Raw genomic sequence first — 12,930 nt, 5'->3', positions numbered from 1 at the left:
CGGTCCACGTCGCGCCGCCGCGCCGCCCTTGGGCGCGCCGCCGCGCCGCCCTTGGGCTCTCTGGGCGGGGCTCGCGGCGCCCGCGCGTCAGGCCTTCGCTCCGCCGGTCAGCCGATCGAGCACGACGAGGAGGCGGTCGACGTCGAACGGCTTCGCGAGCACGCCGGCCACGGCGCCGCGGATGTTCGGCTCGTTCACGCCCGAGAGCAGGAGGACGGGCACGTCGACGCCCGCGGAGGCGAGCGCCGAGAGGAACTCGTCGCCCGTCATCTCGGGCATCACGTAGTCGAGCAGCACCGCCCGAGGCCGCGCGCCGCACGCCAGGCGATCGAGCGCCTCCAGCGGCCGCGTGAAGCCCTGCACGCGGTAGCCCTCGTCGGAGAGCAGGTCCATCAGCGAGTCGACCACCGCGGCGTCGTCGTCGACCACGAAGATCTCGGCCCGCGAGAGCGACGCGGCGCCGGCCAGGGAGGTCGAGCTCGGCGAGCTCATCTCATTTCCCTTGATCGCTGGCCTTTTCCGCGCATGGGGCCCGCAAATCATACCAGACGGCCGCCGCGCCGGCATGCGCCGCGCCGCGCTGGCCGCGCTGACCGCTGCAGAGAGCCTGGCGCACCGCACATCTCGGCAGAAGGCCGAAGCTCGCTCAGGACGGAGTTTTCCCGAGGAAATGGGCTTGCCGCCGCGCCGCTGCTTGCAGATCGTCGAGCACCTGATACCCCTGTAAGGTTCCTCCCAGGACGACCCGAGCGGCTTGACTTGGATCGCTCACGGGTATCGAATTGTGGTCCGAAGGACATCCCAATCCCCCTGTGGTCATCATGGCGGAAACCCCTGCTAGCAAGCTGCACATTTATCTGATCGACGATCACCCCGTCGTTCGCGAAGGCTTCGCTCGAGCGCTCTCGGACGAGCCGGACATGGTCGTCGTCGGCCAGGCTGGGACAGCGGCCGATGCGCTGCGCGAGACGGCGAGCTGCAAGCCAGACGTCGTGCTCGTCGACCTCAACATCCCCGACCGGGACGGCATCGAGCTGCTCGGTGCGCTGAGAGCGCAGCTGCCGCAGGCGAAGCTCCTCGTGCTCAGCGGGTACGACGACGAGTTCCGCGTCGCGGAGGCGCTGCGCGCCGGCGCGCAGGGGTACCTCGTGAAGACCTCGAAGCTCGAGGAGGTCATCGAGGGGATCCGCCGGATCGCGACGGGCGGCGCGCCGCTGTCGTCGAGCATCGCGGGCGCGGTGGTGCGCGCGATGCGCAAGCCGGCGAGCGAGGGCTCCGGCGGCCTCGACGCGCTGACCCCGCGCGAGCGCCAGGTCCTGCGGCTGCTCGCGGCCGGCGTGTCGACCCGGGAGACGGCCGCGCGGCTCACGATCAGCCCGAAGACGGTCGAGACCCACCGCGTGCGCATCTACGCGAAGCTCGGCTGCAAGAGCGCCGTCGAGCTGACCCGGATCGCGGTCCGCACCGGGCTGATCGAGGCGTAACGCGGTCGCCGCGCGCGGTGTGGCGCCGGCCGCTCACCCGGCGGCGGCGCGCTTCTTCTTCGTCGACTTCCTCTGCGGCTTGGTCTTCGGGGGCGCCTCCGGCGCCGGGCTCGCGCTCGCGCGGCGCTTCGCTTTTTCGAGGAGCCGATCGATCCGCACGCCGTCGATGGTGAGCCCCTCGATCGTGCAGCCGACGATCTCCACCTCGCGGAGGTCCGACGCCTCGAAGCGGGCGCGGCGGAGGTCCACGTCGGACCACCGGGTGTCCGCGGCGTCGGCGTCGTGGACGCGGGCGCCGGCGAGCGAGACGTCGTCGAGGGAGGCGCCGGCGAGGGTGGCGTTGTGGAGGCGCGCGCCGCGCAGGTCCACGTCGTCGAGCTCGGCCTCGGTGAGCGCGGCGTTGTGGAGGCGGGCGCCGGCGAGCGAGACGTCGTCGAGGGTGGCGCCGGCGAGGGTGGCGTTGTGGAGGCGCGCGTCGCGCAGGTCCACGTCGTCGAGGGAGGCGCCGGCGAGGGTGGTGTTGTGGAAGCGGGCGCCGCGTAGGTCCACGTCGTCGAGCTCGGCCCCGGCGAGCGCCGATCCGAGGAAGCGCGCGCGCTCCGCGGGCTTCCGGGCGTGGTCGTCGGCGGCGTCCGCGCCGGGCTGCGCGATCGGGGGCTTCCTGGCCATGGGGCCATGCTAGCGCTAGCCGCAGGCCGCGCGCTCGCGCGGCCCGGAGAGCCATGAACGCACACGAAGGCTTCGTCCCCCACCACGCCCTCGTCACCGCGCCGTCCGCGGCGCCTGCCCGCTGGATGCTCGTGCTGCACGGCATCTTCGGCTCGGGCGCCAACTGGCGCACCTTCGTCCGGCGCCTCGCCGAGTCGCAGGCCGAAGGCGCCCCCCGGCCGTGGGGCTTCCTCCTGGTCGACCTGCGGGCCCACGGCATGTCGCAGAGCCCGCCGGCGCCGCACACCGTCGCGGCCGCCGCCGAGGATCTGCTCCGGCTGGGCGACCGGCTCGGCGTCGACGTGCGCGGCGTGATGGGCCACTCGTTCGGGGGCAAGGTGGCGCTCGCCTACCTCGAGCGCCGGCTCGACGAGCTCGAGCGCGTGTTCCTCCTCGACTCCGATCCGAGCCCCCGGGAGGCGAGCGCCGGCGCCTCGGAGAGCGCGAGCGTGCTCGATCTGCTCCGCTCGATCCCGCAGCCGATCCCGTCGCGCGAGGTGTTCCTCGAGGCCGTGCGATCGGCCGGGTTCAGCCGCGGGATCGCGGAGTGGCTGGCGATGAACGTCCGCCGCGAGGGCGACGGCTTCCGCATCCGGCTCGACCTCGACGTCATGAGCGATCTGCTCGCCGACTACTTCGCGCGCGACCTGTGGCGCGCCCTGGAGGCCCCGCCGAAGCCGCCCGGCGCGGGCCGCGAGGGGCGGCGCGTCCACGTGGTGCTCGGCGGCCGGTCCACGGCGATCCCGCCCGCGTCGCGCGACCGCTTCGAGGCGCTCGCGGCGCGGGCGCCGTGGCTCTCGGTGCACGTCCTCCCGGGCGCCGGCCACTGGGTGCACGCCGACGATCCGGACGGCCTGTTCGAGGTGCTCCGGGCGGCGCTCTAGGAGACCGGCCGCGCGCGGCCGCGATCCAGGCTTTCCGCCCTGCTCTCCCTCCGCTATCCGCTGGGTCGACCTATGCGCATCGCGACTTGGAACGTGAACTCCATCCGCACCCGCCTCGAGCAGCTCACGGGCTGGCTGGTCCGCGCCGCGCCCGATGTCGTCTGCTTCCAGGAGACGAAGGTCGAGGACGGCAGCTTCCCCGAGGCGGCGCTCGCGGAGGTGGGGTATCGCTCGGTCTTCTTCGGCCAGAAGACGTACAACGGCGTCGCGATCGCCGCGCGCCACGGCCTCTCGATCGACGACGTGAAGAAGGGCCTCGACGGCGACGAGGAGGACGTCGCCCGGCGGATGATCGCGGCCACGGTCGAGGGGGTCCGGGTCATCAACGTCTACGTGCCCAACGGCCAGGCGGTGGGCACGCCGGCGTTCGTGTACAAGCTGGCCTGGCTGGAGCGGCTCCGGCGCGAGCTCGACGCGCGGTACCGCCCGGATCAGGAGCTCTTCATCTGCGGCGACTTCAACGTGGCGCCCGAGCCGATCGACGTCGCCGAGCCGAAGAGGTGGGAGGGCCAGGTGCTCTTCCACCCGGACGAGCGGGCCGCCCTGCGCCGGGTGATGGAGTGGGGGCTCGTGGACGCCTTCCGCGCGGTTCACCCGGCCAAGGCGGCCTACAGCTGGTGGGATTACCGGATGGGCGCGTTCCGGCGCAACAAGGGGCTTCGCATCGACCTCGCGCTGATGACGCGCCCGCTCGCCGCGCGCTGCACCGACGTGGCGATCGACACCCGCCCGCGGGAGCTCCAGCGCCCGTCCGATCACGCGCCCGTCGTGGTCGAGCTCGCGGACGGCGCGGCGCCGCCCGGAGCCGCGTCGGCGGTCTGAGCGCGGGCGGCGGTCAGCGCGGGGCGGCCGGCGGCGCCGGGCGGCGGGCGCGGGGCGGTCGGCAGCGCGACGCCCCCGGCGGCGTCGTGGGCGCGCCCGGCCGTCAGCGCGGGTCTTCGGCCTGCGTCGCGGGCGCGGCCGGCGCGAGGGCTCCGTCGTCCACCGTGCTCGCATGCGCGGCGGGCTCCGGCGTCCCCGCCGTCGGGCTGGCCGCGCCGGCCGCGCTGGTCGCGCCGGCGGCGCACGCAGGTCGGGCGACCGACTCCTCGACGCACGCGCCGCGCATCGACGGGGGGCACATCACGCGGATGTGGAAGTGATCGTTGTGCAGGTCGGCGTCCCTGGGGCTCATCATGGCGACCGCGGCGCGGAGCCGGAGCTCCTCCGGCACGCGCTTCTTCGCGGCGTAGGCGAGCAGCCGCGCCTTCAGCGCGTCGGTGACGAACAGGTACTTGACCCCCGCCTGCTTGTCCTGGAGCAGCGCCTCGACGAGCGCCCAGTTGCGCATGTCGTCGAACCGCGCCCCGGGGAGGCCGATGGCGTTGCCCTTGTCGTCGAACGCCACGAACCGCTCGGTGCGCAGCGTCTTGCCCTTCGAGTTCACGACGTAGAAGCCGACGTCGGCGTCGCGCCCGGTCTGGTGGGAGTTGTGCCCGTCGAGCGCGCCGCCCGTCCTCGCGGAGAGGTCTCCGACGAGCAGCGCCGAGTCGCCGTGCTTCTTGGCGACCTGGAAGGAGGCACGCCGCAGGGCCTTGACCAGCACGGGCAGCCCCCACGTCCTGGCGCCGTCGCGCGTCTTGAGGTGCCTCGACGACCGGAGCCGCACGGCGCCGGTCAGGCGTCCCCGGTTGGGGGCGCCCTTCGACAGCGGCTTGCGCTCGTCGGTCTCGGCGGCGGTGCCGCCGCGCGCTGTGCGGGTGCTCTCGACCCGCTTCGCCGCGCGCCTCTTGGACGGGCGCGGGTCCTGCGCGGCCTTCACCTTGGCGCCGGCGCTCCGGGCCGACGGGGCTGCGTCGTCGGCGGACGCCGAGCCCTGTCGCGCGCCGCGCTGGTTGCCCTGGGAGGTCTTGCCCGGCTGCTCCGCCTGGTCTGGCGCCTTGCCGGGCGAGGCGCCCTGGGCGGGCGTTGCGGCCGAGAGCGCGACCAGGAGGGCGGCGGCGACCGGGGCGCGGGAGGCGAGGAGGCGATCGCGGAAAGCGCGGAGCAGCGGCATGCGGGGGCGGACCCTACCGCGCGGCGTCGAGGGCTGAGAACTTCTTTTCCTGGCTTCTCCGGCAGGGCTCGGCCGCCCAGGGCGCGTCCGCCGCGCCGCGCCGCGCCGCGCCGCGAGCGCGCTGCGGGCCGCGGGCCGCGGGCCGCGAGCGCCTCCGGGCGGCCGACGGCGGGACGAGCTCAGCGAAATGGCGGCAACGGGAGCGGCCCGGGAATCGAGCACGGCATGTCGACGACGCCTTGACACAACCGCTCCGGTGCGGTTAAAAGCGTGCCGCGTGCCCCGCGGGGAACGCAGGAGCGCCCGTAGCTCAGCTGGATAGAGCGTCGGACTTCGAATCCGAAAGTCGCCTGTTCGAATCAGGCCGGGCGTGCCGGGCTCAACGGGCGGATGCGAACGATCCGGCGAGATTCCGGGAATGTGGTACGGGTTCGGTTAAGTTGACAATTTGTTCGGGCCATTAGCTCAATTGGTAGAGCAGTGGACTCTTAATCCATTGGCTGAAGGTTCAAGTCCTTCATGGCCCACCAAGGATACGCTGAGGATCTCGCGATCCTCATCAAGACCGAGTTGCTCCGCTGGACGATTCGTCGAGCGGACCGATCAACCTGGTCGGTAGTCCAGGCGAACACTTCGCCGAAGCCGTCGCACACCTGCTCGGCCTCGCGGATGTAGCCCTCCGTCGTCGTGCACGACGTGTGGCCGGCCCGGCTCCTGAGCTTGAGCGGGTCGTCCCCGCGTACGGCCATCCAGGTGATGCCCGTCGCGCGCAGGTCGTAGAACGTGATCTGCTTCCGCGTTCTGTCGTTCGCGAACAGGTCGGGCTGCGTGACGCCGGCACGCCGAGATCGCGCTGCTCGACGAGCTCCTCAATGGGCTCACGCGTGACCTTCGCCCTCTCGAGGTCGCCGAGCGCTGGCAGCACGTAAGCCCTGAGGCGCGAGCGGTCGGAGCTGACCGAGGTGAGGCCCTGCGCTTCGTGCATGGACAGAAGAGATCGAGGGCAGACGTTTCCTAAAGGCTCTGCCGGCGATCGTCACTCCCGGTCCGTGTAGGCGATCGTGCTGATCAGCGCGTTCTCCGCCTGACGCGAGTCGAGCCGGGTATGCTGCACGACGATGGGAACGTCCGATTCGATCACGCTGGCATAGTCCGTATCGCGCGGGATCGGCTTGGGGTCGGTCAGATCGTTGAACCGGACGTGCCGGGTGCGCCTCGCTGGAACGGTCACCCGGTATGGCCCGGCGGGGTCGCGGTCGCTGAAGTAGACGGTGATGGCGACCTGCGCCTCCCGGTCCGATGTATTCAACAGGCAGGCCGTCTCATGGCTCGTCATCTGCGGCTCAGGCCCATTGCTCCGGCCTGGGATGTAGCCCTCTGCGATTGCCCAGCGCGTCCGCCCGATCGGCTTGTTCATGTGCCCTCCATCCTGGCTCCTCTTCCGGCGCCGCATGCCAACGTCGAGCTATTCGATCGCCGGGCCACGAGATCGAGTCCATGCCTCCGCGCTCGTAGGCCTGGCTCATCAGATCGAGCGACAGCGCCGAGATGAGCACCCCGGCGCCGAACGCCATGACGGCCGCGACCTGCCGCCTCGGGAGCTTCACGGGGTATCCGATCCCAGCGCCGATCAGCAGCGCTGAGCCCGCCAGCAGGCCCCAGAGCCCTGCCTCGATGGCCTTCCCCATCATCCCTGCGCACTCCTCCAGCGATGGCCGCGTCGACGCAACCGCCGCGCCGGCGCGGCTCTCCCCGCACGACGGGAGGGCGTCCTGGCGCGGCCTGCGCATCGCTGGAAGGATCGGCGGAGCATGGAGAAAGAATCGAGGATCGCGATCTACGGCGCCATCGGCGCCAACGTGGCGATCGCGGCGGTAAAATTCATCGCCGCCGCCGTGACCGGCAGCTCGGCGATGCTCTCCGAGGGCGTGCACTCCCTCGTCGATACCGCAGACGGGCTCCTCCTCCTGCTCGGCAAGCACCGGAGCGCCCGCCCGCCCGACGCCGAGCATCCGTTCGGCCACGGCAAGGAGCTCTACTTCTGGACGCTGATCGTCGCCATCATGATCTTCGCCGCGGGCGGCGGCGTCTCGATTTACGAGGGGATCTTGCACCTCTTGCACCCGCGCCCGATCGAGGATCCGACGTGGAACTTCGTTGTCCTCGGCGCAGCGGCCGTCTTCGAGGGAACGTCGCTCGCCATCTCGATCCACGAGTTCAAGAAGAAAGACGGACAGGGCTACCTCGCGGCGATGCGGTCCAGCAAGGACCCGACGACGTTCACGATCGTCCTGGAGGACTCCGCGGCGCTCGCCGGGCTCGCCATCGCCTTCCTCGGCGTCTGGCTCGGACACCGCCTGGGAAACCCCTACCTCGACGGCGCGGCGTCGATCGGCATCGGCCTCGTGCTCGCCGCGGTCGCGGTCTTCCTCGCCAGCCAGAGCCGTGGACTCCTCGTAGGGGAGAGCGCGGACAGGGAGCTCCTCGCCGCGATCCGCGCGCTCGCCACGGCAGATCCTGGCGTGTCGGCGGTGGGGCGGCCCCTGACGATGCACTTCGGTCCGCACGATGTCCTCGTCGTGCTGCGCATCGAGTTCGACGCCGCGCTCACGGCTTCCGGGGTGGCGGAGGCGATCGAGCGCATCGAGACGCGGATACGGAGCGAGCGGCCCGACGTGAAGCACATCTACGTCGAGGCCAGGTCGCTCCACCAGCGCGCGGGGACGTGACGCGTTTGCGGAGAGGCCGCTATGCTCGACTTGACCCTGGGGCTGATCCCGCTCGCCGGCGCGGCCACCAACGCGATTACAGCGTTCGTCACGACCGAGTGCCTCGGGCACTACGTGGATCGAGCCCTCGACAGCCCGGACAAGCCGCCTCCTGCCCTGTCGATCCAGGACATCCTGGACGCCATGACCTCCCTCTTCACTGCGCGAGCGCGGTGGGCACGCGGTACATGGATCGAGCCCACCCCGCGGCTCCTGGCGCTGAAGGACGAGCTCCTCGGGAGCGACGCGGCGTCACCACCAGAGTCGCCGGTGTTTGCGGCGGGAGCGTATCGCCACGGCCGCCATGGCCCCCACGGCGATCACGGCGGCCGCCGCGACGGCGACGCGCCGGGCCGTGTGCTCTGCCTCGCCCTCGATGCCGCCCCACCTCGCCTTGGCCGCGACCAGGTCGCGCGCGAGCCGCTCCTTGCTGTGCTCGATCTGCTCGGCAGGCCCCGCGGGCGCCGCGGAACCTGCGTCGGCGCTGACGTGACCTCGCTCGCTGAGGGGGCGGGCGACCCTCTCCGTATCGAACCGGATTGCGCTGGATGGATCCATGGGTCTCGTGCTGCAAGGGCTATTCCCCGCCTGCGCACGCCCGAGAAGGCCGGCCGCCGCGAGCGCCGCCGCGGCCACGCCCGCCGCCGGGAGCCACCGGCCGCGCCGTGCGCGCCGCCGCTCGGCCGCGAGCCACCGCCCGGCGGCCCAGAGGAGCGCCGCGCCGGCCGGCGCCGCGGCGAGCGCCGCCGCCTTCGCGGGCGGCAGCACGTAAACCTCCTCGGGCGCCGGCAGGTACACACGCTCGGGGTAGTCGCCCGCCGGCCCCTCGGGGCCGTGCAGCGTCGCCATGCGCACGACCTCGGCCAGGTGCAGCGCCCGCCGGTCGGTCGTCTGCTGGATCTGCTCGCGGCAGCTGAAGCCGTCGGCCACGACGAGCGTGTCCTTCGGCGCCGAGCGGACTGCGGGCAGGAGCACGCGCTCGCCGCACTGGATCGAGACCTCGTACTTGTCGCCCTCCTCGAAGCCGAAGGCGCCTGCCATGCCGCAGCAGCCCGAGTCGAGGAGCTCGGCGTCGAGGCCCATGCCGCGGAGCACGTCGCGCTCGCCGTCCATCCCCAGGATCGCCTTGTGGTGGCAGTGGCCGTGCACCACGGCGCGCCGGTCGAGCCGCGGCAGCTCGCGCCCGCGCGGACCGAGCAAAGGCCGGCCGGGATCGCCGTCCGGCGCCCCCTTCAGGAAGTCGCCGAACAGGTGCGTCAGCTCCCGGAGCCTCGACGCCAACGGGTCGTCGGGGAAGAGCCCGTGCAGCTCGTCGCGGAAGACCGAGACGCAGCTCGGCTCCAGGCCGACCACCGGCACGCCGCGCGCGATCGGATCGCGCAGCGCGCTCATCACGTCGCGCAGCATGCGCCGGGCCGTCTTCAGGAAGCCGAAGTCGTAGAGCGGCCGGCCGCAGCAGAGCTTCTGCTCCGGGACGATCACCTCGTAGCCCGCCCACTCGAGCACCTCGGTCGCGGCGATCGCGGTGTCCGGGAAGAAGTGATCGTTGAACGTGTCCGGCCAGAGCAGCACCTGCGGGGCGCCGGCGTTGCGGCGCGGCCGGCCGTGGAACCACTGCCGGAACGACGTCCGCGCGAACGGCGGGATGCTCCGCTCGGGCGCGATGCCGGCGAGCTTCTTGGCGATCGCGGCGAGCGCCGGCGTCTGCGTGACGAGGTTGGCGAGCCCGGGCACGCGCTGCCCGAGGCGCGCCCACCAGTGGATGAGCCCCATCGAGTACGCGGCGCGCGGCCTGAGCCGCCCCGCGTAGTAGTGCGACAGGAACTCGGCCTTGTACGTGGCCATGTCGACGTGGACCGGGCACTCGCCCTTGCACCCCTTGCAGGCCAGGCACAGGTCGAGCGACTCCTTCACCGCGTCGTCGCGGAAGCCCCGGAGCTCGCTCCCCTCCAGCATCTCGAAGAGCAGGCGCGCCCGGCCGCGCGTCGCGTGCTCCTCCTCGTGCGTCACCATGTAGCTCGGGCACATCGTGCCGCCGCCGTGGCGTCGGCACTGGCCGACGCCCACGCAGCGCAGGGCCGCGCGCGTGAAGTCGCCGTCGTCGTCCGGGAAGCGGAAGTGCGTCTCCACGGCCGCGGAGCGGAAGCCGGCGCCGAGGCGCAGGTTCTCGTCGACGCGGTACGGGTCGACGACCTTGCCGGGGTTCATGCGCCCGTCGGGGTCCCAGGCGGCCTTGAACTGGCGGAACGCCTCGATGAGCTCCTCGCCGTACATCTTCGGCAGGTACTGCGCGCGCGCCTGGCCGTCACCGTGCTCCCCGGAGAACGAGCCGCCGTAGCGGACCACGAGCTCGGTCGCCTCGTCGAGGAAGCGCTTCCAGTTGCGGATGCCCTCGGCCGTCACCACGTCGAAGTCCACGCGGCAGTGCACACACGCCTGCCCGAAGTGGCCGTAGAGCGCGGGGTGGTAGCCGTGGCGATCGAACAGCGCGCGCAGGTCGCGGAGGTAACCGCCCAGGTTGTCCGGGTGCACGGCCGAGTCCTCCCAGCCGGGCCACGTGTCGGGCTCGCCCGGGACGCGCGAGGTCGCGCCGAGCCCTGCCCTGCGCACCTCCCAGAGCGCCTGCTCCTGGTCGGGGTCGTCGTACAGCTTCATCGACGGCGGGTTCGGCCCGCGCGCGAGGGCGTCCATGGCAGCGTGCGCCCGCGCGTCGGCCTGCTCCCGCGTGTCGCCCCCGAACTCGACCAGGAGGAAGCCGCGGCCGTCCGGCAGGTAGCGCAGGTAGCGCTCGTTCAGCCCCTTCTTGTGCATGTCCGCGATGAGGCAGTGGTCGATCCCCTCGAGCGCGATCGGGCCCGAGCGCAGCACCTCGGGCACGTGGTCGCCCGCGGAGAACACGTCCGGGTAGCCGAGCACGACGAGCGACCGGAACCTGGGCCAGTCGACGAGGCGCAGCGTGGCCTCGAGCACCGTGACGCACGTGCCCTCGGTGCCGACCAGGGCGCGCGCCACGTGGAAGCCGTTCTCCGGGAGCAGCTCGTCCAGGTTGTAGCCCGATACGCGGCGCGGGATGCGCGGGTAGCGGGCGCGGATGAGCTCCGCGTACCGGTCGCGGATGGCGCGCAGCGCGGCGTAGATGCGCCCGCGCCGGCCGCCCTCGCGGACGATGGCGTCGAGCTCCTCCTCGCTGGTCGGCCCCACGCGCAGCCGCAGGCCGTCGTAGGTCAGCACCTCGAGCTCGTGCACGTTGTCGACGGTGCGCCCGCCGAGGACCGAGTGCACGCCGCAGGAGTTGTTGCCGATCATCCCGCCGAGCGTGCAGTACTCGTGGGTCGAGGGGTCGGGCGCGAACGTCAGGTCGAGCTCGTTCGCGGCCTTGCGCAGCGCGTCGAGCACCGTGCCCGGCAGGACCCGGGCGCGCTTGCTCGCGCGGTCGAGCGCGAGGACGCCGCGCATGTACTTCGAGAAGTCGAGCACGACCGCCACGTTGCACGTCTGCCCGGCGAGGCTCGTGCCGCCCCCGCGCGCGAGGATGGGCGCGCCGTGGCGGCGGCACGCGGCCACGGCGGCGATCACGTCGTGTTTGTGGCGCGGCACGACGACGCCGATGGGCAGCTGCCGGTAGTTCGACCCGTCGGTCGCGTAGAGCGCGCGGTCGCCCGCGGTGAAGCGGACCTCCCCCTCGATGGAGCGCGAGAGCTCGGCGGCGAGCGCCTCCACCTCGGGCCCGGCCGCGGGCGCGAGCCGCACGCGCTGCTCGCCAGGCAAGCGGATGACGCCGCGATCGATCTCGCGCTGCACGGGCTCGGAGGGCCTGCCCTCCGCCGCGGATCTCCCTGTCTCCTGCTCGACGTGTTGCATGATTTCCCCCTCACACCGCGGGCTCACACCGCGAAGCGCTCGGCGTCCGCGCGCCGGAGCGAGAGGCCCATCCCGGGGCGCGACAGGTCCGGGGCGAGCGCGCCGCCCGCGGGCGCCGCCGCGCCGTCGAAGAGCATCCGCTCGATGCGGACGTGATCGTGAAAGAACTCGAGGTGCGCGAGCCGCTGCACCGCGCACGCGGGGTGCAGGTGCAGCGACGGCGCGCAGTGGCCCGACAGGTCGAGCGAGCGCGCCTCGCACAGCGCCGCGGCGGCGAGGAAGCCGGTGATCCCGCAGCGGCTCGCGTCCGCCTGCAGGACGTCGACGGCGCCGGCGTCGAGCATGCGGCGGAAGTAGACGAGATCGTAGCCGTACTCGCCCGCCGCGACGTCCATGCCGGCGGGCGCCCGGTCGCGCAGGAGGCGCAGCCCGTCGAGGTCGTCCGAGGTCACGGGCTCCTCGAACCAGCGGACGCCCTCGCCGGCGAACCGCTCGGCGAAGGCGAGCGCCTGCTTGCGCGCGTAGGCGCCGTTCGCGTCGACGAACAGCTCGGCGTCCGGGCCGATGGCGCGGCGCGCCGCGCGGACGCGCGCGAGGTCCATCGCGGGGTCGCGCCCCACCTTCATCTTCACGCGCGGGATGCCCGCGGCGACCCAGCCGACGAGCTGCTCCGCGAGCTCGGCCTCCGTGTACGAGGTGAACCCGCCGCTGCCGTAGATGGGCACCCGGTCGCGCGCCGTGCCGAGCAGCACCACGAGCGGCACCCCGAGCAGGCGGGCCTTCAGGTCCCACAGCGCGGCGTCGACCGCCGCGATCGCCATCTGCGCGATCCCGGGCCGGCCGAGGTTGCGGATGCTGCGCACCATTGCGGCCCACGCGCCCGGCACCGCCATCGCGTCGCGCCCGCGCACGACGCCCGCGAGTTTGTCGGCCACGAGCCGCGCCGCCGCGACGTCGGCGTACGTGTAACCGAGCCCGCGCTCGCTCCCGGCGGACGCGTGCACGACGACCAGCGTCGTCTCGCGCCACTCGAGCGTGCCGTCGGACTCCGGCCGGTCGGTCGGGACGACGTACGCGGCCACCTCGATCCGCTCGACCGGGACCGCCGCGTGCTGCCTGGGGTCGGCCAT

At 72.8% G+C, this 12,930-nt stretch carries 10 protein-coding genes and 2 tRNA genes; 6 read left to right on the top strand and 6 right to left on the bottom strand.

From position 1 onward, the window contains the following. Positions 1-87: 87 nt before the first annotated feature. Positions 88-492, bottom strand: a complete 405-nt coding sequence (locus WMF43_RS45725) for a response regulator (RefSeq protein ID WP_437674885.1) — start codon at positions 490-492, stop codon at positions 88-90. A gap of 329 nt (positions 493-821) precedes the next feature. Here WMF43_RS45725 and WMF43_RS45720 point away from each other — a divergent pair, with 329 nt between their 5' ends. Then, on the top strand, positions 822-1,484 hold the full coding sequence (locus WMF43_RS45720; protein WP_044970202.1) for a response regulator: 663 nt from the start codon (positions 822-824) through the stop codon (positions 1,482-1,484). A gap of 33 nt (positions 1,485-1,517) precedes the next feature. Here the strand turns inward: WMF43_RS45720 and WMF43_RS45715 are convergent, their stop codons facing one another. Then, positions 1,518-2,153 (bottom strand): pentapeptide repeat-containing protein, encoded by a 636-nt coding sequence (locus tag WMF43_RS45715; RefSeq protein WP_437674883.1) that lies wholly within the window; start codon positions 2,151-2,153, stop codon positions 1,518-1,520. A 53-nt stretch (positions 2,154-2,206) separates the two neighbouring features. Here WMF43_RS45715 and WMF43_RS45710 point away from each other — a divergent pair, with 53 nt between their 5' ends. Continuing rightward, complete coding sequence (locus WMF43_RS45710) at positions 2,207-3,076, top strand: alpha/beta fold hydrolase (RefSeq protein WP_437674881.1); 870 nt, start codon at positions 2,207-2,209, stop codon at positions 3,074-3,076. A gap of 72 nt (positions 3,077-3,148) precedes the next feature. Continuing rightward, positions 3,149-3,958: an exodeoxyribonuclease III gene (gene xth / locus WMF43_RS45705; protein WP_437674879.1), complete on the top strand. Its 810-nt coding sequence runs from the start codon at positions 3,149-3,151 to the stop codon at positions 3,956-3,958. 103 nt (positions 3,959-4,061) lie between these two features. Here the strand turns inward: xth and WMF43_RS45700 are convergent, their stop codons facing one another. Beyond that, positions 4,062-5,171, bottom strand: a complete 1,110-nt coding sequence (locus WMF43_RS45700; RefSeq protein WP_437674877.1) for a penicillin-insensitive murein endopeptidase — start codon at positions 5,169-5,171, stop codon at positions 4,062-4,064. A gap of 299 nt (positions 5,172-5,470) precedes the next feature. On the opposite strand from WMF43_RS45700, the gene WMF43_RS45695 reads away from it, so the two are divergent. Further along, positions 5,471-5,544 (top strand) — tRNA-Arg (locus WMF43_RS45695). 81 nt (positions 5,545-5,625) lie between these two features. Continuing rightward, positions 5,626-5,701 (top strand) — tRNA-Lys (locus WMF43_RS45690). 506 nt (positions 5,702-6,207) lie between these two features. Here the strand turns inward: WMF43_RS45690 and WMF43_RS45685 are convergent. Further along, positions 6,208-6,588, bottom strand: coding sequence for a sensory rhodopsin transducer (locus tag WMF43_RS45685; protein WP_437674875.1), 381 nt, complete (start codon positions 6,586-6,588; stop codon positions 6,208-6,210). A gap of 394 nt (positions 6,589-6,982) precedes the next feature. Between WMF43_RS45685 and WMF43_RS45680 the strand changes: the two genes are divergently transcribed. Then, entirely contained in the window at positions 6,983-7,900 is a 918-nt protein-coding gene (locus tag WMF43_RS45680; protein WP_437674873.1) for a cation diffusion facilitator family transporter, read from the top strand. A 291-nt stretch (positions 7,901-8,191) separates the two neighbouring features. On the opposite strand, the gene WMF43_RS45675 is transcribed toward WMF43_RS45680, so the two are convergent. Beyond that, positions 8,192-11,800 (bottom strand): FAD-binding and (Fe-S)-binding domain-containing protein, encoded by a 3,609-nt coding sequence (locus WMF43_RS45675; RefSeq protein ID WP_437674871.1) that lies wholly within the window; start codon positions 11,798-11,800, stop codon positions 8,192-8,194. Positions 11,801-11,823: 23 nt separating this feature from the next. Further along, on the bottom strand, positions 11,824-12,930 hold the full coding sequence (locus WMF43_RS45670; protein ID WP_437674869.1) for an enolase C-terminal domain-like protein: 1,107 nt from the start codon (positions 12,928-12,930) through the stop codon (positions 11,824-11,826).

Source organism: Sorangium sp. So ce131, assembly GCF_051519095.1.
Classification (GTDB): Bacteria; Myxococcota_A; Polyangia; order Polyangiales; family Polyangiaceae; genus Sorangium.
The sequence above is the reverse complement of the archived record's forward strand: the minus strand, read 5'-3'. Positions and strand labels throughout refer to the sequence as shown.

What these genes read in the sequence shown, in the direction of transcription:
- WMF43_RS45725 (WP_437674885.1), bottom strand. Translation starts at nt 492, where the DNA reads ATGAGCTCGCCGAGCTCGACCTCCCTGGCCGGCGCCGCGTCGCTCTCG.
- WMF43_RS45720 (WP_044970202.1), top strand. Translation starts at nt 822, where the DNA reads ATGGCGGAAACCCCTGCTAGCAAGCTGCACATTTATCTGATCGACGAT.
- WMF43_RS45715 (WP_437674883.1), bottom strand. Translation starts at nt 2,153, where the DNA reads ATGGCCAGGAAGCCCCCGATCGCGCAGCCCGGCGCGGACGCCGCCGAC.
- WMF43_RS45710 (WP_437674881.1), top strand. Translation starts at nt 2,207, where the DNA reads ATGAACGCACACGAAGGCTTCGTCCCCCACCACGCCCTCGTCACCGCG.
- xth (WP_437674879.1), top strand. Translation starts at nt 3,149, where the DNA reads ATGCGCATCGCGACTTGGAACGTGAACTCCATCCGCACCCGCCTCGAG.
- WMF43_RS45700 (WP_437674877.1), bottom strand. Translation starts at nt 5,171, where the DNA reads ATGCCGCTGCTCCGCGCTTTCCGCGATCGCCTCCTCGCCTCCCGCGCC.
- WMF43_RS45685 (WP_437674875.1), bottom strand. Translation starts at nt 6,588, where the DNA reads ATGAACAAGCCGATCGGGCGGACGCGCTGGGCAATCGCAGAGGGCTAC.
- WMF43_RS45680 (WP_437674873.1), top strand. Translation starts at nt 6,983, where the DNA reads ATGGAGAAAGAATCGAGGATCGCGATCTACGGCGCCATCGGCGCCAAC.
- WMF43_RS45675 (WP_437674871.1), bottom strand. Translation starts at nt 11,800, where the DNA reads ATGCAACACGTCGAGCAGGAGACAGGGAGATCCGCGGCGGAGGGCAGG.
- WMF43_RS45670 (WP_437674869.1), bottom strand. Translation starts at nt 12,930, where the DNA reads ATGGCCGACCCCAGGCAGCACGCGGCGGTCCCGGTCGAGCGGATCGAG.